Genomic DNA, 20,922 nt, shown 5'->3' on the forward strand with positions numbered 1-20,922 from the left:
ACCCCGGCACCTAGGAAACTAGGGCCGGTTTTTTTTTGGAAAAAAAAGGAAGGCAATTGCCTTCCTAGAATAATTAGTTGAGTTCAACAATATCGAGCCGGTCATGGGTACGGGGTTGATCCTCATTATCGTCAGGCTGCCAGCCGATTGGCGTCACAGGCAGTGTCTCCCGATCAAAGGCTAGGTCACCGCCTTCTACAACAGGACTCCCGTGGGTCACTGCATGAAAATCAAATAATGTGGTATCAGCCATATGGGAAGGGACAATATTTTGCATGGCGCTAAACATCGTTTCGATTCGACCAGGATAACGCTTATCCCAATCGCGTAACATATCACCGATCACCTGGCGTTGTAGATTAGGTTGCGATCCACAAAGGTTACAAGGAATAATCGGGAACTGTTTAGCTTCAGAGAAGCGAATAATATCTTTCTCGCGGCAATAGGCGAGGGGCCGTATAACAATATGTTTACCATCGTCGCTCATTAACTTCGGTGGCATACCTTTCATTTTGCCGCCATAGAACATATTCAAAAATAACGTTTGAATGATGTCATCGCGGTGATGGCCCAAGGCGATTTTAGTACAGCCTAACTCTGAGGCAGTGCGATACAGGATCCCGCGTCGTAGGCGCGAGCATAACGAGCAAGTCGTTTTCCCTTCAGGGATCTTCTCTTTGACGATAGAGTAGGTATCTTCTTCGACAATCTTATACTCAACGCCTAACGATTCAAGGTATTCAGGGAGAATATGACCAGGAAAACCGGGTTGCTTCTGATCGAGGTTCACTGCGATCAGTGAAAAATTGATCGGTGCGCTTTTTTGTAAGCTACGTAGAATTTCAAGTAGGGTATAACTATCCTTACCGCCAGAGAGGCAAACCATGATTCGGTCGCCTTCCTCAATCATAGAAAAATCAGCAATCGCCTCACCGACATTGCGACGTAAGCGTTTTTGTAATTTATTGAGGTTATATTGCTGTTTACTGGTAATTTCGGGATTGAATGACATTAAGCGAGTACCTGAATCAATAATTCTTCGAGAAAGTCGTTTGACAGTGGTTGAACAAGTCGTCGTTCAACGCGCGGCGAAGTCTAGCATAATTCCTGCCTCAATCAGAAGTATTGCATCAAAAGTCTTTAAAATTCCCCTCTAACGACTCAATGTTTAATTAAATCGTAAATAGTTATGTATTAACTCGATTAATTGTGCCAACTCTGACATATTTTCAAGCTCTTGCTTATAGACTCTGGAACTTACCGAATGAAAGTTTTTTCTTTAATGCTGGCAGGCACTGTTATGTTTCTAGCGGGTTGTAGCAGCCATCAACCTGCGGAACCTGAACAGCAGGCAACCGCTGCCCATATACAGCCTGTTCACATGTCTTCACTCGCCTCAGATAACTGTGAGATGGCAGGGGGCTCATTAGCCTACACGCGGCAACTCGACGGCAGTCGCGTTGGCATGTGTCAGCTTGTGAACGGTAAGCGTTGTAGTGAGACGGCATTGATGAGTGGTCACTGCGCACGCTAAGATTTTCTTCGCGTGCACTGAGTTAATTCACTGCATTTTCACAAGGTTGGCCAGAGAATATCTGCGATAAGTTGTTCAGTGTCGTCTCGGCAATACTGGTAAGCGCTTCTCGGGTCAAGAAGGCTTGGTGTCCAGTGAAAAGGACATTATGGCAAGCAGAGAGGCGTCCAAAAATATCATCTTGGATAATTTCATTAGACTTATCTTCAAAAAAGAGATCACGTTCGTTCTCATAGACATCCATGCCTAAGGCACCGACTTTGCCCTCTTTTAGCGCCTCAATGGCGGCGGAGGAGTCGATTAAGCTGCCCCGACTGGTATTAATGATCATCACCCCTTTTTTCATTTTATCAAAGGCAACGGCATTAAGAAGGTGGTGGTTGTCGGAGGTCATCGGACAATGTAGCGAAATGATGTCAGAACGTTTGAGAAGCTCATCTAAAGTGGTATAGGTCACTCCACAGGCTTCTGCCTCGGCGCTAGGGTAAGGGTCAGTCGCAAGAAGCTCCATTCCAAAGCCGTGTAAAATACGCAACGTTGCCAGACCTATCTTACCTGTCCCAATAATGCCTACGGTTTTACCGTGCATATTGAAGCCAGTTAATCCCTCAAGTGAGAAATTACCCTCGCGGGTGCGTTGATAAGCGCGGTGAATACGGCGATTGAGGCACATCATCATGCCAATGGTATGTTCCGCTACCGCTTCGGGTGAATAAGCTGGGACGCGTACAACGTCAATCCCCAGTCGATGGGCGCTGCTAAGGTCGATATTATCAAATCCGGCGCAACGTAGCGCAACCACGCGTATGCCAAGACGATGTAACTCCGCTAAAATAGTTTGATCACACTCATCGTTAACAAATAAACAGACAGCTTGGTGTCCCACCGCATTTTTAGCTGTCTCAGCGGTGAGCCGAAAATCAAAAAAACTGAAAGTATAATTAAACTGTTTATTCACTTCATTAAGTACCGCTTGGTCATAACTCTTAGTACTATAAACCGCAATTTTCATAGTTTTTTCTCCATTAGAGACGGGTGATGTTATACTTCGAGCTGCATTGGTACATTTTGCGCTACATCATTTTTATAAGAGTAAATGAATAAATAATATCAATGTATTAGTGGGATTTGTTAAAAGCGTTATAAGGGATAAGGAAATATGTCGTTAGCGTTACGCTATATCTTATTTGCCGCAGCAATAGTGGGTATTAGCCTTCTTGGACTTGGGCTATCCATTAATCAATGGTCGATTCCTTTAGTGCAACATTTCTTGCCTAAAGGGGTGAGCGTTGAACGACAAAGTGGTTTTTCACTCTCCCACGCGCATTTTACATTACCCTCTTTTTCTTTATCAGCTCAGGGTTGCCAACTTGCCCAAATATCTCCCACCCGTATTGCGCTAAGCCGTTATCCGCTAAAGATAGCGGTGGATAAGCTGACGATTAATAGTAACTGTTTTACACAGTGGCCGTCTGCTTCGACTTCCGACCAGAAGCCCTTGAGCCTCCGTCACTTACAGCAGATTATCCCCAGTGTTAGCCTTGATATTGCTTCGCTGTCCATTTCTCCATGGCAAACTTATCAAGGCGCGTTACATTTTTCTTCATCCGGTGCAGAACAACACCTGACTTATCATGGGCAAGCGGCCACCCTGGACGCAGAACTTTCGGGGCAGATGCTGAACCTGAAGGCCCTTAGCATTTCCCATCCGTTGTTAAAGCACCCTTTGAACTTATCGGGAAAGATTAGGCTTGCTGATGGTGTCACTGTGCTTCCCGATGAAGCAAACTTAGTAGGTAAGGTGGAACTTGCGTCATATCCTAATCCTCTTACGGTTACGTTGTCGCGCGAACATCAGCATGGTGCGTTAGTTGTTAAGGATACGACCGCACAGCAACCCCTATTAAACGCGCCCTTTAACGTGAGCCAAGATGAATTTCGGATTGAAAAAGGCACTTGGGCGTGGCCGATGCCAGTACAACATCTTAGTGGTTTCTTCTCGCTTTCCGCTGAAAATTGGCAGCAAGGCTTCGAACAGACGCTATTGAGTGGACGGGTCAATGCCCTGACACAAGGACGTGGGGGTAAAGGCAACGTGGTACTGACCTTAGGACCGGGAAAATTATCCTTCTATAATAATCAATTTCCTTTACGTTTAACCGGTACTGCAAAACTTAAAGACTTACAGTTTTACGCTGGCCTTCCAGCCGCCTTAACGGGAGCATTAATCGATCCGGCCATCCATTTCCAACCTAAAGCTTTGCTGCTGATGCGTGGCGAGATTCTACCTGGCTGGGAAGTGGATGAGGCGAGATGGCCGATAGCAGGGGCTCGTCTTACGCAACAAGGGCTCAGCGGCCTTTTACAAGCCAACTTTATGGTAAGAAATGAGCGTAGCAGCTTCTATCTGTTGCACTTGGCAGGTATGGCCGACAGCTTTTTACCGGATAAAGGTCGTTGGGATTGGCGTTATTGGGGCAAAGGAATGATCCTGCCACTCACCGCGAATTGGGATGTACAAGGTCGTGGTTTTTGGCATAACGAAGAAATCACACTCACATCATTATCGACGGGTTTCGACCAAATTCGTTATGGCAGCATGTTAATGCAAAAGCCACGTATGACGCTTACTGAGCCTGTACATTGGGTGACGCAACAGGATAAGCCGCAATTTACGGGTCAATTTAAAATCACGGCAGATCACACCTTCTTTGGCGAAACGAGCCAGTTACCCGCTGCGCAACTTGATCTGGATGTTAATGGCACCACCCCTGATCAGTTTGGTTTTAAGGGACAATTGGTGGCGAATCGTATTGGGCCGGTTAGCGTCATAGGACGTCGGGATAATAGTCGCTGGCTAGGCAGAGCATGGTGGCCAGAACAACCCTTATCTGTGTTCCAACCTTTAGCCGGGCCGTCAAAAAGCGTCGCCTTACGCTCAGGCAGTCTGCGTGCACAAGCGGCTTTCTCCTTAACGGAGGATAAGGGTTTCCAAGCAGGGGGGCACTGGGTGGTTAAGCAAGGGGATATCTGGCTACCTAATTATCAGTTTAAGGGACTTAACTTCTCCTTACCTTTCCGCTTTAACGACCATCGTTGGCATTTTGGTTTACGCGAGCCGGTATCATTAACGATTGAAAATATCGAAAATAAATTCCCCATGAGCCATCTTACCCTAAAGCTGAAGGGAAGCTGGCCTTGGGATGAACAGAATCCTTTAGAAATTAATGATGCTTCATTAGATATTTTTGGCGGTACTTTAGCCCTAGCACATTTGCGGTTACCGCAGCGACAAAGTGCGCTGTTAGCGATTAAACATCTTGGTATGAGTCAGTTAATTACGGCTATTCATCCTAAACAAATCGCAATGTCAGGCAAAATTAGTGGCCAATTACCTTTTTGGCTCGAAAATTCGCCGTGGTTGATCGAAAACGGTTGGATCAGAGATGATAAAGGTTTAACGCTGCGTGTTGATAAAGATTTACTGGATCAAATATTAAAAAATAACCTTGCGGCAGGCGCGGCAATTGATTGGTTGCGTTACATGGAAATTTCAAAATCCTATGCCACTGTTCAAGTCAGTGCCAAAGGGGAGCTTCTGATGAAATCGCAGATTCATGGAACGAGCCGCTTTGATGACAAAAGACAACGAGTCAATCTCAATTATCAGCACACCGAAAATATCTTTATGTTATGGCGGAGTTTAAGCTATGGCGATAATTTACAGTCGTGGTTAGAGGAGCAGACACGGCTGCCTGCTAATAAGGAAAATGCAAAATGAAATTAGGCATGATCGCATTACTTGCTGTTACAACAACCTTGGTGGGTTGTATTCCTAAAATCGAAGTGGCGGCGCCAAAACAGCCTATTACTATTAATATGAACGTTAAAGTGGATCACGAGATCACGATAAAAGCCGATCCCGACGTTGAGCGTTTGATTAAACAACGGCAATCAGAGAAAACGCCAGAAAAAATGCAAGCACCAGGGCAAACTAAAATACAAAGCGCCAATTAAGGCGCTTTGGTACGCAGAGTATCGCGCTAAACTAATTGCTTAATTTCAGCTTTTGCTTCTTCAATCGCTTTCGTCGCGACCTCAGGACCGTAAGCAATTCCTTCTGCCAGGATGGTCTTCACATCGGTGATACCAATAAAACCTAGGAAAAGTGATAAGTAGGGTGTAACTAAATCTGTTGGTGTGTCTTTGTGGATACCGCCACGGGTTGAAAGTACCACGGCTTTTTTACCAGTAACCAATCCTTCAGGACCTTTTTCGGTGTAACGGAAGGTTACGCCTGCCCGGGCAATTAAATCAAAGTAAGTCTTCAATTGCGTTGAGATATTAAAATTGTACATCGGTGCTGCGAGCACAATAATGTCATGTGCTTGTAACTCAGCGATTAATTGGTCGGAAAGTGTCAGTGCTTGCTGTTGACGGTCAGTAAGCGGTGCGTCGCTTGGGCGCAATGCACCGACCAGTTCGCCATCAAGCACAGGGATTGGGTTTGCCGCGAGATCACGAATTGTGACAGTGTCACCATTAGCAGTCGCTTCTTCTGCATAGTAATCCGCCAACAGGCTAGATTGCGAATATTCGGCGAGTATGCTGGATTTAAGTACTAAAACTTTGCTCATGAGATTTCCTTATTAAACGGTAATTTATCATCATTATAGGGATACATTATAAGAGAGAACAGCTAATCTTTTCGATGTCTTTCTTCAAATTATCTGAACAATAATTCTGGCGAGAGGCCCCTTTTAAGGCATCCGAGCCGCCTGCCGTTTAAGGCAGAGTTATGCTATAATCCGACCATCACAGGCTAAGTAAAACAGCCTAACGCAGTGTTGATATCCTCCGTTGCTTACATTTCAAGGTAATACCGTTCTATGTCTAAAATTGAATCGACGACTCTATCCACCCTTTGGACGCGTACCGATCACGTTTCATTCCGTGACCGGCAGCAGTTGCGTCGACGATTGAGAGGTATCGACAAGATTACCGATCCCGAATCACAGCAAGCGGTTATGTTTAAAATTGAACAAGACCTTGTCACGGCGGAGCAGCGGCTTAGCGCCCATGATGCTAGCCGTCCAGCTGTTATTAATTTTCCAGATAATTTACCGGTTAGCCAAAAGCAACAGACCATTGCTGAAGCCATCGAAAAACATCAAGTAGTGATTATCGCTGGGGAAACGGGGTCAGGAAAGACGACACAAATTCCAAAAATATGTTTGGCACTCGGACGAGGACGTCAAGGCTTAATTGGTCATACTCAGCCACGACGTTTAGCTGCGCGTACCGTTGCTACCCGTATTGCTGAAGAACTTGCAACCTCACTGGGCGGAGTTGTTGGTTATCGCGTGCGTTTTACCGATCAGATTTCTGAACAGACGCATATCAAACTGATGACTGATGGTATTTTACTGGCAGAAATTCAACAGGATAAACACCTGCTACAATATGATACGATTATTATCGATGAGGCCCATGAACGGAGTCTTAATATCGATTTTTTATTAGGCTATTTACGAGAGCTTCTGCCTAAACGTCCCGATTTAAAAGTTATCATTACCTCCGCGACCATCGATCCACAGCGATTTTCTAAGCACTTTAATGACGCACCGATCATTGAGGTGTCAGGCCGAACTTATCCGGTAGAAATTCGCTATCGGCCGGTCAGTGCTGAAAGCAGTGATGGAGATCGCGACCAACTGCAAGCCATTTTCGATGCGGTAGATGAACTTTACCGCGAGCCGCCGGGTGATATTCTTATTTTTATGAGTGGTGAACGTGAGATTCGGGATACGGCTGACGCTCTATCACGTCAGGGACTCGCTCATACTGAAATTTTACCGCTTTATGCGCGTCTCTCGAACAGCGAACAGAACCGTGTGTTTCAAACGCACACTGGCCGACGCATCGTTTTAGCGACCAATGTTGCGGAAACGTCTCTGACGGTACCCGGCATCAAATATGTCATCGATCCCGGAACAGCAAGAATCAGCCGTTACAGCTACCGGACTAAAGTACAGCGTTTACCGATTGAGCCCATCTCACAAGCCTCTGCCAATCAGCGAGCAGGCCGCTGCGGACGGGTATCAGAAGGGATCTGTATTCGGCTCTATGCCGAGGATGATTACCAATCTCGCCCAGAATTTACCGATCCGGAAATTTTACGGACCAACTTGGCCTCTGTCATTTTGCAAATGACGGCTTTAGGGTTAGGAAATATCCAACACTTTCCCTTTGTTGAAAAACCGGATAATCGTAATATCCAAGATGGTGTTCGTCTATTAGAAGAGCTGGGTGCAGTCGAAAATGCTACGCAAGATGTCCAGAAACTCACGCCTTCGGGTCGACAATTAGCGCAATTACCCATTGATCCGCGTCTGGCGAAGATGGTCCTCACTGCGCAGCAGTTTGGCTGTGTACGAGAAGCGATGATTATCACCGCTGCACTGTCTATCCAAGATCCGCGAGAGCGTCCAGCCGACCGGCAGCAAGCATCAGATGAGAAACACCGCCGTTTTGCAGATAAAGAGTCTGATTTCCTTGCTTGGGTGAATTTGTGGAATTACGTGCAAGAACAGCAGAAGGCGTTAACCGGTAATCAATTCCGCCGACAATGTAAGAGTGACTATCTTAACTACCTTCGTATCCGTGAGTGGCAAGATATTTACACGCAATTGCGCCAGGTCGTTCGTGAACTCGGTTTCTCGCTGAACAGTGAACCCGCCCCTTATCGTGAATTACATAGCGCATTATTAAGTGGTTTATTATCACGCGTAGGCCAGAAAGAGGTCGAAAAGGGCGAGTTTATGGGCTCGCGCCAAACACGTTTCCACCTTTTCCCTGCCTCCAGCCTGTTTAAAAAGCCGCCTAAGTGGGTAATGGTCGCCGAATTGGTCGAAACCAGTAAGTTATGGGGAAGGATCGCCGCAAAAATTGAACCAGAATGGATCGAACCTTTGGCAAGTCACTTAGTGAAGCATAGCTATAGCGAACCGCACTGGGAGAAAAAACAGGGGTCAGTCGCCGCCTTTGAAAAAGTCACTTTATATGGTTTACCGATTATTGCGCAACGTAAGGTTAATTACAGCAAGATTGATCCGGCGCTCTGCCGCGAACTGTTTATCCGTCACGCTTTAGTTGAAGGTGAGTGGCAAACAAACCACCGTTTCTTTAGCCATAATCAACAGCTACGCATAGAGATAGAAGACCTTGAGCATAAATCTCGTCGCAGAGATATTTTGGTGGATGACGAAACGTTATTCGCGTTTTACGAACAGCGTCTCCCAGCAGATATCGTCTCAGTGCGCCATTTTGATAAGTGGTGGAAAAAGGCTTATCAAAACGATCCTCATCAACTCGATTTCGATAAAACGATGTTGGTACGAGAGGGGGCGGGGAATATCGATGCGAATGATTATCCCAATAGCTGGCAGCAGGGCAATGTTCAATTACCGCTTACTTATCAATTCGAGCCAGGCAAGGATGCCGATGGCGTGACAGTCCATATTCCGTTGCCCCTGCTCAATCAGATCAGCGAGCAAGGCTTCGATTGGCAGATCCCGGGCCTGCGCAAAACCTTAATAGTGGCCCTGATTAAGTCTTTACCTAAACCGATTCGCCGTAATTTTGTTCCTGCTCCTGACTATGCTGACGCTTTCTTAGGCCGTGTGACGGATTTAAGCCTACCGTTACTCGAATGCTTAGAACGTGAATTCCGACGGATGAGCGGAGTAACGATCGAGCGTGAAGCTTGGCAGTTAGAGCATGTACCGGATCATCTCAAAATGACCTTTCGCGTCGTTGATGGCAACAATAAAAGGTTGGAAGAGAGCAAATCCTTAGCTGAACTTCAATTGACACTAAAAGGTAAAGTACGTGAAACCCTCTCTGAGGTGGCTGATGTTGGCCTAGAAAAGCAGGGTGTGACAGAGTGGGATTTTGGCGAATTGCCACAGATTTTTAGTCGTCAACAAGCAGGCTTTACCTTAAAAGCATGGCCTGCTTTGGTGGATGAGAAGCAGAGCGTTGCAATAAAATTATTTGATACTGAAGCGGAACAGCTAAAGGCAATGTGGCAAGGGCAACGTCGTTTATTACTGTTGAATATTCCTTCGCCAATTAAATATCTCCATGAAAAGCTTCCCAATAAGGCAAAACTCGGGCTGTATTTTAATCCCTATGGTCAAGTCTTACAGTTAATTGATGACTGTATCCATTGCGGTATCGACAAAATCATGGCGCAACAGGGAGGACTGGTTTGGGATGAGCAGCACTTTATGACCTTACGCGGAAAAGTAAAAGCGGATCTTAATCAGACGGTGGTCGAGATTGCTCAGCAAGTGGAGCAGATTCTTTCAACGGTATTTGCGATTAATAAACGGCTTAAAGGTCGTGTTGATATGGCGTTAGCCCTTGCGCTCAGTGATATTAAAGCGCAGCTGTCTCACTTGGTTTATCCCGGATTTGTTACGCAAAATGGATGGCAGAAGCTTGCGGATACCTTAAGGTACTTACAAGCCATCGAACGGCGATTAGATAAACTACCGGTCGATCCGCATAGTGACCGAGCAAGAATGTTGCGTGTGCAGCAAGTCGAGCAGGCCATACAGCGTTATCGTAATAAATTACCGAAAGCTGAACAGCAAAATCAAAAGGTGATGTCCGCCCGTTGGATGGCTGAAGAATTGCGTGTTAGCCTTTTTGCTCAGCAACTTGGTACGCCTTATCCCGTTTCGGAAAAGCGTATCACGCAGTTACTGGAAGAGTCGCCGAGCTGACGCTCGGCGTGACTTATTGAATATTATTAGTCAAGATCGGTATTTTGCTGTTAAACGAGCTGACCGCGATGGCACGGTTATCCGCTCGGTAACGATCTTCGGGTGAGGGTGCCGAGCTCTGAACGCCGATGATCTGCCACTGATTATTGCTGTTAATCATCAGCGGTGAACCACTATCGCCCGGTAGGGTATCGCATTGGTGCGAGAGCACCGCGGTTTGCGACCAACCCGTAATTTTACAGCCTATATGGGCAAAGAGATTATCTAAGTTATCCGCAGGATAGCCAGCTTGGGTGACTTGGTTATCGACGGCGTTTAACGCGGCCATCAGCTGTTCTCGTGCTCCGCTAAAAAGAGGAATGGGTGTAATCGCAGAGGGTGGATTATGCAGAATTACCACTGCATAGTCTGAGGGCGCGGCTTTCGCCGGTACGATCCAGCCTTCACCCGCCACTTTCAATTTTCCCGCTAAACCCGGTGCGACTTTGGCATCTATATCGTGTAATTCGTATACCCAACCTTTTTTAGTGGTAATGAAACGCAACGCTACAGGGGGATCAAATTTACCGGGCGGGGCTAATAAGCAATGGCCAGCAGTTAACGCGATATGAGGGGAGATAAGCGTGGCTGTACAGAGATTACCGCTTTCTGTCTCCAGTTGACCGATTGCATCCCATGGATGATTTTGAGGTTTATCAATCTCTATGCGATGATCTTTACCGAAAAAGAGTGTTTTTATCTGTGTTGCGCTAAGCGAATCGTCCTCTGCGTAAACATGAAAATTACAGCAGAATAGGGCGAAAAAACACAATCTTTTGAAGCGCATAATGTTCTCAACAGCAGCATAAAAATTTCATAGCGACACTATAGACGTATCAACTAATAAAAGGGAAGGTAATTGTCACTCAGTGGATGAGGTTAGATAAAACAGCACGCAGCCATAATGCCGCAAACAATGACGGTCAGAAGAATAATTTCATAACGGTAGCGGCGCATCATGGACAGACCCCGTAAAGAAACACCCGGCAGAACCGGGTGTTTGTATCACTTTGACGCTAGTAGCGCTTTAGGCTCACTTATTTTTTAGTGACTTTTTTAGCGTGGTGTTTTTTAGCTGCTTGTGCTTTTTGCGCTGCAGCAGGTTTTACTTTCTTAGCGTGGTGTTTTTTAGCCGCTTGTGCTTTTTGCGCTGCAGCAGGTTTTACTTTCTTAGCGTGGTGCTTTTTAGCTGCTTGTGCTTTTTGCGCTGCAGCAGGTTTTGCTTTTTTAGCGTGGTGCTTTTTAGCTGCTTGTGCTTTTTGCTCTGCAGCAGGTTTTGCTTTCTTAGCGTGATGCTTTTTAGCTGCTTGCGCTTTTTGCTCTGCAGCAGGTTTTGCTTTCTTAGCATGATGCTTTTTAGCATGATGTTTAGCAGGTGCAGCAGTTGTTGAAGTCTTAGCAGCAGATGCTGCTGGGGTAGCTGGGGTTTCTGCAGCGAAAGCTGCTGAAGAGATACCCATAGCCGCGGCAACTACCAGTGCGAAAAGCTTTTTCATTTGAATTTCCTCAATATCACATTATCGGATAGCCCACTGCGGAGCCGGTAGAAGCACTATATGAGGAATCCTGAATACTGTCCGTTGGTGATTGGTATCGGTATGTAACGGTATGTACAATTCTTCTAGTCACCAAGATAACGGCGCTCCAAATGCTGTTTAAACCATTTAGGATTAAGCGTTTCTCCTGTGGCTTGCTGAATTAAGCTATCTACTGGGAAACGGCTGCCTTTACTCCAGATATTTTCTTTAAGCCAAGCAAAAATAGGCGCTAAATTCCCTAAGGTAATCGCTTCATCAAGATTTGGTAATTGTTGTTGCAAGGTATTGAAAAGCTGTGCTGCATACATAGCGCCCAGAGTATAGGTCGGAAAATAACCAAACGAACCGTCTGTCCAGTGAATATCTTGCATACAGCCATTGCGATAATTGCCTGCTGTACTTAAGCCCAGATAACGCTGCATTTTTTCATCCCATAATTCTGGGATATCCGAGACTTCAACTTCTCCATTAATTAACGACCGTTCAATCTCATAACGCAGAACAATATGAGCAGGATAACTCACCTCATCAGCATCCACGCGAATAAAACCGGGACTAACATGTTGGACTTGTTGTACTAAGTCGTTAAGGCTCAGGTCAGTGGCTGCCGTTAAATGTTGGCAGATAAGCGGGTGTAAACGCTGTAAAAAGGCCTTACTACGACCGAGTTGCATCTCTAGAAAAAGGCTTTGTGACTCATGGATAGCCGTTGAGCGGGCTAAAGCGATAGGCTGTCCGGGCCACTGCTTGGGTAAGTTTTGTTCATAGCGTGCATGGCCCGTTTCATGAATAACGCCCATTAATGCGCTCAGGAATTCGTCAGTATTATAACGCGTCGTGATTCGTACATCAGTGGGAACACCTCCACAAAATGGGTGGGCGCTGACATCCAGTCTGCCGTGAGTAAAGTCGAAATCCAGTAATTGCATTACGGATTCAGCCAAGGCTTTTTGTTGTGAAAGGGGGAAAACACGATGCGTTTGTACAGTCGATGAGGCGGGCTGCTTCGCGACAATCTGTTGTAAGAGCTCGGGTAACCATTGAATTAACTCGCCAAAGAGGGTATCAAGTCGCTGACTGGTCATTCCCGGTTCGTAAAGATTAAGTAGAGCGTCGTAAGGTGAACAGCCTAGCGCCTTCGCCCTTAATTGCGCTTCTTGGCGGGAAAGCTCAACGACCGGAGTCAGGTTACGCTGAAAACCCTGCCAATCATTTTCTATTCGCTGCTGACGCCACGCTTGCTCACAACGGCTGCCTGCTAAGGCTTTTGCTTCCACTAACTCTGTAGGCAGCAAGGCAGCATCAGCATAATGACGGGAGATTTCATTGAGATTAGCCTGCTGATCGCTATTCAATGTCTCTTGTTGAGCCAGGGCGATTAACTCCGCAGTACTGGATTGGACCAAGATTTCATGGTGCATCACACTGAGTTCAGCCAGAGCTTCTCCCCGCGCATCGCTACCTCCACTTGGCATCATAGTCTGCATATCCCATCCGGCAATTGCCGACAGATGATCGAGACGAGCTAAGCGTTGGAAACGTTCAGTTAGAGCTTGGTAAGCGTTCATAAATTATCCTTACGCGCAGAAGTAAGCAGTGGGGGTTCTGGAGTGAATGAATTAAGAGGCCAACTAAAACGTAAGCAGGCTCCGCCTAACGGGCTACTTTCTGCCCGAATAGTGCCTTGAAAAGCTTGAGCAATTGAGTGGACGATAGCTAAACCTAAGCCACATCCCCCGGTTGCGCGATCTCGACTTGGGTCGAGGCGAACAAAAGGCTCAAAGATTTTGGCCCGTTGCTCGGCGGGGATGCCAGGCCCGTCATCTTCGACTTGTAAATAACCACATTGGGAGTCAAACCACAAACTAATTCGTAAACGTTGCTCTGCATAGCGAAGGGCGTTGTTAACGAGATTATCGAGGACACGTTCCATTAAGCGGCTATCGGTAATGTGACACTGCGCCTGTGTAGGCACATCGAGTTGAATGGTTTTATCCGCCCGAATCACGCGCAAATCATCCACCCATTCAACCAGCCATTCGCGAAGATCGATCTGTTGTAAGGAGAGGGCGACTTGCGGCCGGTCAAGGCGAGCGAAAGTCAGTAGTTCTTGTATTAAACCTTCGAGTTGTCCGATATCGCGATTTAATGCATTGGACTCCACTTGCGATAAATTATCGCTCATCGCCAAACGATAGCGGAGACGAACAAGTGGGGTACGCAATTCGTGAGCAATACCGTCGATAAGCTGTTTTTTACTCGCCACCAAATCTTTAATGTTATCTGCCATTTGGTTAAACGCTACCCCGAGTCGATAAAGACTGGAAGTATTCTCGAATTGCGTGCGCGCATCCAAATCGCCATCACCAAATCGTTGAGCCATCTTCTCTAATTTCAACATTTCTTGCCAATGAGGTCGCATCCAAATAAACACTGGAAGCGCTAAAGACATGGCAATGAATGTTAATAGCAACACATCGAGTATGCGCATTTGATGGAGGAAGAATAGATAGGGGATTGGACCCACGGAGAGCACATAGTGGCTGCGAGGGATGTGCTGGATAAAGGTGTATTGGTCGTCAAGCGCCACGATTTCGCCAGAGTGTAACCGACGCATATCTGCAGCCGGTAATTGGTAATTGGTGAGGGGCTCAATATGTAACTTGAAAGAGAGGTTAAGGTCGAGGTTATCTACGGTGCTGTTCCAATCTTTAGGCGGAATTTCTCTTAATTCGCTCCGCATCAAGGAGAGCGAACTGGCCATTAAGTCATTCATTGACTGACGGCCAGCACGTTCTGCCGTCATCTTATAGACCAGCCCAACCAATAAGGTCATCACAATGAAGCAGACAAACAACAATAAGTAGAATTGAATGAATAATTTTTTCATTCTGAATCGGTTTCCCACGCTTGTGGCGCAAACAGATATCCTTTATTACGAATCGTTTTAATCCTAAAGGGTTCAGTAGCACTATCGTAGAGTTTTTTACGTAATCGTGAAATGGCGACGTCGATACTACGGTCCATACCGTCATAACTGACACCCCGCAGTGTTTGAAGTAACACATCACGGTTTAGAATTTGACCCGCATGGCTAGCAAGCTCCCATAATAGATCAAAATCTGCTGTCGAGAGTGCAATGATCTCGCCGTCTAAAGTCACTTGACGATTCAACATATCAATAGTGAGTTTACCAAAGCTAACGATACGGCTTTGGCGAGGGGAGCTCGCCCGTTCTTCTGATGGGGTAGAGGGCTGACTTTGACGTAGATGTAAACGCAATCGCGCCAGTAAAACAGCGGGTGGGGTAGTTTTTAAAATATAATCATTCGCGCCGATCTCCAGGGCTAAAATATGATTCATGTCGCTATCCAACGAGGTGAGCAGAACGATAGGGCCTTGCCACTGAGTACGGAGATCTCGACATAAAGACATGCCATCTTTCCCCGGCAACATAATATCGAGTAGCACAAGGTCAGGTTTAGCCGCTAAAATAGTCGCTTCAGCACGATCGCCACGTGTTTCAATAATCACTTCAATATCATGTTTTTTTAAGTAAGCAGAAATTAATTCGCCGACTTCAATTTCATCTTCAACGTAAACTATTTTATTCATTTTTAACAAAATTCTTTTTTATTTAACAATAAAACAACGTTACTGGGAATTATAACTACGTTATCACGAAAAAGGCATCTCTTGCTGGTATAATAACGTAATTATATGCGACTATACGCGCCGCAGATAAGTAGGAATAATGACGACCACTGGGGGATGATGTGCCGATGCCATCAACATCAATAATGGAAAAAAATGACTCTATTTCATTCAATTACAGCAGCTTACTCTCAGCTTCATGTAAGAAGAAATGGCGATTCGTTGATGCGATCTATGGAGTTTTGCCTATTTTCGGAGTGGTGACACGCAAATCGGCGCATAATAAGCTGGAAGCTGTCGAATATTTTAAAGAACTGGCGTTACAAATTATTTCGACCCAAGTCAGTGATGAAATGAATATTGCTCGGTTGCTGGTTCTTGCCGAACAACAAAATATCAAAAATTTTACAATTCAATTACCTTATTCGCTGTCTGAACATCAAATCTCCCTTATATATTTAGAATATCGTAAGTCAGTCACTCTGCATCAAGACAACGACTCTCTATATGTCCGCTTCTCGCCCTGCTAAGGAGGACAAGAGGTCGCCCAAAATTGGACTCCCCTTTATCTCAATAATTTGCTCAGCCCTATTGCCACTCCACTGATGATGATCGCGATGATGATCAACTTATCGGCGACACGTAGTTGATCGTGCTGGCGGTTCTGCCATCCAGCATAAAGAAAAACCACTAAACCCGGTGCGTATAAGGTTAGCGACATCAATAGATGCTCAATACCGGAAGCGTAAATCAACCAAAGACCGTATAGCGTAGCCCCTAAACCGATGAGTAGCGGTCGATAGCTTCGTGTTTGATAACTGAGTTTTGCTAAGAACAGGCCAACCAATAGATAAGGCACCAGCACCATTTCCGATGCGATGATTAATAAAGTGCTGTAATCGAGGTGGAACAGCGCAATAGCAACCAAACAGAGCTGAACGCTAATATTGGTCATCCACAGGCTGCCAATAGGGGCATCTGTGTCATTCTGCGTAGCGATCACTTTTGGAAATGCTCCGCGCTTGGCGGCAATAAAAGGGATCTCTGCGGCCATAATGGTCCAGCTGAGGTACGCGCCAGATACGGAGAGAATAATTCCCCCCACGATTATCCAGTAACCGTAGGGTCCAATCATTTGCACCAGCAATCCACCCATTGATGGGTTTTTCATTGTCGCAAGTGCTTCTCGAGGAAGGATCCCCAGTGACAGTATCGTGACTAATAGATAGACAATCAGTGCTGAAATCACGGCAAAAAGTGTGGCCTTACCGATATCGTTTTTATTTTTTGCCCGTCCGGATACGACCACCGCGCCTTCAACCCCAATAAAGACCCACAGTGTGATGAGCATGGTCTGCTTAACTTGTGACCACACTGGCAGGTGTAATTGGGTTCCTGAAAAATCAAATGAAAACTGGCGATAATCGAAATGCATTATCCCGACCACCATAAACAGCACTAAGGGGACAAGTTTACCGAGCGTCGCAAGCAAGTTTATACTTGCGGCAGTCTGTACGCCCCGTGTGATCATTGCATGGATAATCCATAACAATATCGACGCACCCAGCATCGATTGCCAGGTATTTCCGTTACCGAAGACCACATGTCCGGGAGAATCGGTAAAGAAACTCAGCGCAGAGAAGACAACGACGAGATAAGAGACATTGGCTATGACCGCACACAACCAATAGCCCCATGCGGAGAGGAAACCTATGGTTTTCCCAAAGCCATCTTCTGCATAAGTGAAGATACCACCGTCAAGATCAGGCCGTAACCGGGAGAGGTAGAGCATGGCTGTGGCCAAGAAGAGTATACCGATGCCGGTGATTGACCAGCCGATAATCAAGGCTTCTGATCCTGAGACTGCGGCCATATTTTGAGGGAGACTGAAAACACCCGCGCCGAGCATGGAACTGAGGACTAACGCTGTGAGTGCACCAACGCCTATTTTCTTACCCGTCATAAACACCTACTAACTTGCTAAAATGTCTCGATAAGATTATTAAAACAGCAGGTGATGCTAAAAAAAGAAAACAACACAGCATATTTCATGGATCGAGTTAGGGCGCTGATTCTACGAATTGAGCGTTAAGAATGCAATGAGTATAAATGCGAAAAAATGATTATTTATGCATAAGGCAGCCAAAAAAAAGCACCCAAAGGTGCTTTAATGCTTACTTGAAGAGTTCTGCGGTAACCGTAAGGTTACCCCCACTCTGATTCTGCCATTGGCGAGTGATATGATAATACTTCGCACCTTTGTCCGCGGCTCTTCGCGCAATTGCGGTCGACATCTCGGTCGGGTTACCAAAGTGCGCTGTGATTGTCACGGTATCAAAGGGGGTCATCTGCGCGGCGGTAATATCATTGACTTCTTGAATTTTGCCACCTTGTGGCAGTGAAACGGTGTAACGCTTGTTGGTTGATGTTTGGGTTTCATAGAAACGTCCAACACTTTCACTGGCCGAGTCTGAAGAGGCAACGCCAGGAATTTCAACTTTCTTGGCAGCAGCTCCGCCGGCGGCAATCGCGGTTTTTCCTGCTTGGGAGTCCGCTGGGATCGCATCAGGGCTTTGTACAATACGTTTTGGGGCATCCGCTTTATACACGTAGGCAGTGACATATTGGTTACCGCCATTGTTGGCGGCAATTTGCCGGATGATAAAGAAAGCATCGGCATCCTTCGCCTTGGCCGCACGCGAAATAGCATATTCGACCTGTGGCTGGCTAGGATAAAAACCTCTAATGCTTACGGTATCATAAGGCTCTAGACGGTAAGCTTCAGCTTTAGGTAACGCTTTAATACCGTTGATATAGCGGTAGTGTGGATTTTTAGGCGCAGGAGCGGCATCGGGTAAATAAAGATCGGCGGTGATGCGCCAATTACCACCATTACTGTTACTGTCGTGCACTGACACGACATAAAACCCTGCGGCACCCGCATCATCAGCACGTTTAGAGACGGCATTACTCACATCAATTAACGAATTGTAGCGGCCTGAAAAATTAATTCTTTTGTAAGGCGCAAGGGTTGCGGCTTTTTGAGGACTGAGTTCTTGAGCGGCAAAGGCAGTAGATAGCCCTAGCGAAATCAGCGCTGTGGCTAAAACTGTAGCATTAAATTTCATAAAACGTCCTTCAGCTTGCACAGAAAATAGAATTTATTGTTGGTTGTTGAGGGCTGATTATTACATGGAAAAGACAAGCTGTCTTAGTCAATTGTTTGACAAATGTCTATTAAAAAGAAGTCGATGTGCAGAGTAGGGATGTCCAAAGCTACTCTGCGAAAGGAAAGTGCTATTCAGGTAGAACGTCAGGTCGCATCACCAAGAGGTCACAACGTAAATGGTCAATGACTTGTTCAGCAGTATTACCTAAAAATGCCGCTGAAAATCCACTGCGCCCAAAAGTTCCTAACACCACTACACCGGCGTTAAGCTTAGCGGCGATTTCGGGGATGACCTCTTCAGGTTCTCCTTGTTCTACATAAGTGTCTGCGCTATCGATGGAAAAGGGCTGACGCAGTGCTTTCATCGCGAGTAAATACTGCCCTCGAACGGCATCACTGTAACGTTGTGCATCAAAATCAGGAAGTTCAATGGTTAAGTTTACAGGCGTAAGAGGATAGGCTCCTACTATTCGTACTGCAGTGTGATTCAATTGTGACGCTAAAGCTTGGGTCTCACGCACCAGCTTCCTATTCAAATCATCATGTTGTTGGTCGTCGCTGGCTAAGTTAACGGCGACGACCGCCGTAGCGTCAGTTGGCCAAGGTTGGTCTTTTACCATCCATACGGGACAAGGGCTTTTACGTAATATTAGCCAATCGGTGGGGGTGAAAATGACTGATTCTAATCGGTCATTTTGGTGAGCCATCTTCAAAACGAGGTCATAACTCCCCGTTTCAATCTCCTGTAAAATGGCATCTTGTTGGCGATTGTGCCAAATAACTTTCAACGCAATATCCACGCCGAATTCAAGATAGACGCGCGATTGATACCTTAACCATTCAGTACGTTGTTGGATCATTTCTTGACGCATACTCTCCCTTTCTTCTGTCGCAAGAGCCGTCGTCAGTTCATAAGAGAGGTCATAAATCGCTAAAAATGCGGTGATTTTGCCGCCCAGTCGTTGATTCAGATACACCGCGCGACGAAGAGCGGGTTGGTCATCCTGATCTGGGTCAATAGCTACGAGAATATTTTGATACTGCGTCATATGACAACCCCTCAGTTCATTTAGTTAACCTAAGGATAGTCCGGATTTACTCGTAAAGCGCTCAAAAACCGGATCATCATTGCTCAGTAACATAGCGGATCCGGTTTCGCTTATCTAGATAATTATTAAGCGCATTTTTGTGCATGGCCTGCTAGAGCATTCAACATATCGTGGTTTTCAATAGTAATATATTTACCTTTCACAGAGAGCATCCCGCTTTTCTGGAAACGACCTAATAAACGGCTGATTGTTTCCACAGTAAGGCCAAGATAATTTCCGATATCTCCACGGGTCATCGTCAGTCGAAATTCACGTTGAGAAAAACCACGCTGGCCAAAACGTTGCGAGAGATTCCAAATGAAAGCTGCTAAACGTTCTTCTGCATTTTTCTTAGAAAGAAGCAGGATCATCTGTTGGTCAGCTTTAATTTCGCCACTCATTAGTCGCATAATTTGGTGACGAAGGGCAGGCATTTTACCGGCCAAATCGTCTAGCGTATCGAAAGGGATTTCGCACACCATTGAGGTTTCCAGCGCTTGGGCGAAAGAAGGGTGGTGACCTGATGTAATAGCATCAAACCCAATCACATCGCCCGCAAGGTGGAAACCTGTAATTTGCTCATCACCCTGTTCAGTAATGGTATAGCTTTTCAACGTGCCGGATCGAAGAGCATAGAGGGACTTTAATTCATCACCTGCTTTGAACAACGACTGCGATTTTTGAATGGGTTTTTTACGCTCAATAATATTGTCGAGCTGATTAAGCTCATGATTATTGAGGGTGAATGGAATACACAGTTGGTTAATGCTGCAATCTTGGCAATGAATAGAGCTACCATTGACGGGGACGCGTTTAATTAATCTTTTTTCACTCAGCATGATGAATTCTCCACATTATTGTCTGGGGGTACTTTAACATTTTTCGCGAAGAAAAAAAGGTCTTATCCACGATCAATTTATCGCTAGCTAGTTATTAAAAATACTTACATTACTCTTGTTTAAAATCAATAATATAAGGTAATAATAACAATCATTCAGATTTGTAATTTACAAAAAAATACATTCATAATAGTGGATATATCAAATTAATTAATATTAATTACCTAACAATACGCAGGCTAAATAACGGCTGAAGTGATTACTTTTCC

General features: G+C 45.7%; 18 protein-coding genes. 5 read left to right on the forward strand and 13 right to left on the reverse strand.

Going from position 1 to position 20,922, the window contains the following annotated elements; all coding sequences use genetic code 11:
* Window positions 1-73: 73 nt before the first annotated feature.
* Window positions 74-1,012 (reverse strand): tRNA 2-thiocytidine(32) synthetase TtcA, encoded by a 939-nt coding sequence (gene ttcA, locus HH682_RS01120; RefSeq protein ID WP_214235417.1) that lies wholly within the window; start codon window positions 1,010-1,012, stop codon window positions 74-76.
* 252 nt (window positions 1,013-1,264) lie between these two features.
* On the opposite strand from ttcA, the gene HH682_RS01125 reads away from it, so the two are divergent.
* Window positions 1,265-1,534 (forward strand): putative hemolysin, encoded by a 270-nt coding sequence (locus HH682_RS01125; protein ID WP_214235419.1) that lies wholly within the window; start codon window positions 1,265-1,267, stop codon window positions 1,532-1,534.
* A 22-nt stretch (window positions 1,535-1,556) separates the two neighbouring features.
* Here HH682_RS01125 and HH682_RS01130 read toward each other — a convergent pair whose 3' ends face one another.
* The gene (locus HH682_RS01130; RefSeq protein WP_214235421.1) at window positions 1,557-2,546 is read right to left on the reverse strand and encodes a 2-hydroxyacid dehydrogenase; all 990 of its coding nucleotides are present in this window, start codon (window positions 2,544-2,546) and stop codon (window positions 1,557-1,559) included.
* 147 nt (window positions 2,547-2,693) lie between these two features.
* On the opposite strand from HH682_RS01130, the gene HH682_RS01135 reads away from it, so the two are divergent.
* Both HH682_RS01135 and HH682_RS01140 read left to right on the forward strand, forming a co-directional pair.
* Window positions 2,694-5,315 (forward strand): YdbH family protein, encoded by a 2,622-nt coding sequence (locus HH682_RS01135; protein ID WP_214235423.1) that lies wholly within the window; start codon window positions 2,694-2,696, stop codon window positions 5,313-5,315.
* 8 nt (window positions 5,316-5,323) lie between these two features.
* Window positions 5,324-5,551: a YnbE family lipoprotein gene (locus tag HH682_RS01140; protein WP_420826170.1), complete on the forward strand. Its 228-nt coding sequence runs from the start codon at window positions 5,324-5,326 to the stop codon at window positions 5,549-5,551.
* A 26-nt stretch (window positions 5,552-5,577) separates the two neighbouring features.
* On the opposite strand, the gene HH682_RS01145 is transcribed toward HH682_RS01140, so the two are convergent.
* Complete coding sequence (locus HH682_RS01145; RefSeq protein WP_214235427.1) at window positions 5,578-6,171, reverse strand: FMN-dependent NADH-azoreductase; 594 nt, start codon at window positions 6,169-6,171, stop codon at window positions 5,578-5,580.
* Window positions 6,172-6,423: 252 nt separating this feature from the next.
* Between HH682_RS01145 and hrpA the strand changes: the two genes are divergently transcribed.
* Window positions 6,424-10,326: an ATP-dependent RNA helicase HrpA gene (gene hrpA / locus HH682_RS01150; RefSeq protein WP_214235429.1), complete on the forward strand. Its 3,903-nt coding sequence runs from the start codon at window positions 6,424-6,426 to the stop codon at window positions 10,324-10,326.
* Window positions 10,327-10,339: 13 nt separating this feature from the next.
* Here the strand turns inward: hrpA and HH682_RS01155 are convergent, their stop codons facing one another.
* The 6 genes from HH682_RS01155 to rstA all read right to left on the reverse strand — a co-directional run bounded on the left by HH682_RS01155 (window position 10,340) and on the right by rstA (window position 15,518).
* Window positions 10,340-11,152, reverse strand: coding sequence for a trypsin-like serine peptidase (locus HH682_RS01155; RefSeq protein WP_214235431.1), 813 nt, complete (start codon window positions 11,150-11,152; stop codon window positions 10,340-10,342).
* Between the two features lie 92 nt (window positions 11,153-11,244).
* On the reverse strand, window positions 11,245-11,325 hold the full coding sequence (ydgU, locus tag HH682_RS16200; RefSeq protein ID WP_476705554.1) for a small membrane protein YdgU: 81 nt from the start codon (window positions 11,323-11,325) through the stop codon (window positions 11,245-11,247).
* 77 nt (window positions 11,326-11,402) lie between these two features.
* Complete coding sequence (asr, locus tag HH682_RS01160; RefSeq protein ID WP_214235433.1) at window positions 11,403-11,861, reverse strand: acid resistance repetitive basic protein Asr; 459 nt, start codon at window positions 11,859-11,861, stop codon at window positions 11,403-11,405.
* A gap of 125 nt (window positions 11,862-11,986) precedes the next feature.
* Window positions 11,987-13,471, reverse strand: coding sequence for a carboxypeptidase M32 (locus HH682_RS01165; RefSeq protein ID WP_214235435.1), 1,485 nt, complete (start codon window positions 13,469-13,471; stop codon window positions 11,987-11,989).
* Window positions 13,468-14,793, reverse strand: a complete 1,326-nt coding sequence (rstB, locus tag HH682_RS01170; protein ID WP_214235437.1) for a two-component system sensor histidine kinase RstB — start codon at window positions 14,791-14,793, stop codon at window positions 13,468-13,470. Before rstB ends, HH682_RS01165 begins: the two co-directional genes overlap by 4 nt.
* On the reverse strand, window positions 14,790-15,518 hold the full coding sequence (gene rstA, locus HH682_RS01175; RefSeq protein ID WP_214235439.1) for a two-component system response regulator RstA: 729 nt from the start codon (window positions 15,516-15,518) through the stop codon (window positions 14,790-14,792). The genes rstB and rstA overlap by 4 nt, the downstream gene beginning before the upstream one ends.
* A 167-nt stretch (window positions 15,519-15,685) precedes the next feature.
* Here rstA and HH682_RS01180 point away from each other — a divergent pair, with 167 nt between their 5' ends.
* The gene (locus HH682_RS01180; RefSeq protein ID WP_214235441.1) at window positions 15,686-16,087 is read left to right on the forward strand and encodes a hypothetical protein; all 402 of its coding nucleotides are present in this window, start codon (window positions 15,686-15,688) and stop codon (window positions 16,085-16,087) included.
* Window positions 16,088-16,122: 35 nt separating this feature from the next.
* Here the strand turns inward: HH682_RS01180 and HH682_RS01185 are convergent, their stop codons facing one another.
* The 4 genes from HH682_RS01185 to HH682_RS01200 form a co-directional block, all read right to left on the reverse strand.
* Entirely contained in the window at window positions 16,123-17,520 is a 1,398-nt protein-coding gene (locus tag HH682_RS01185; protein WP_214235443.1) for a basic amino acid/polyamine antiporter, read from the reverse strand.
* Window positions 17,521-17,731: 211 nt separating this feature from the next.
* A complete protein-coding gene (gene ydgH, locus HH682_RS01190; protein WP_214235445.1) occupies window positions 17,732-18,685 on the reverse strand; it encodes a DUF1471 family protein YdgH in 954 nt (317 codons plus the stop codon).
* 169 nt (window positions 18,686-18,854) lie between these two features.
* Window positions 18,855-19,775, reverse strand: a complete 921-nt coding sequence (uspE, locus tag HH682_RS01195) for a universal stress protein UspE (protein WP_214235447.1) — start codon at window positions 19,773-19,775, stop codon at window positions 18,855-18,857.
* 125 nt (window positions 19,776-19,900) lie between these two features.
* Window positions 19,901-20,653 carry an FNR family transcription factor gene (locus HH682_RS01200; RefSeq protein ID WP_214235449.1) on the reverse strand — a complete coding sequence of 251 codons (753 nt, stop codon included), beginning with the start codon at window positions 20,651-20,653 and terminating at the stop codon, window positions 19,901-19,903.
* Window positions 20,654-20,922 lie beyond the last annotated feature (269 nt).

The sequence above is a fragment of the Rosenbergiella gaditana genome, assembly GCF_018494065.1.
GTDB classification, from domain to species: Bacteria; Pseudomonadota; Gammaproteobacteria; order Enterobacterales; family Enterobacteriaceae; genus Rosenbergiella; species Rosenbergiella gaditana.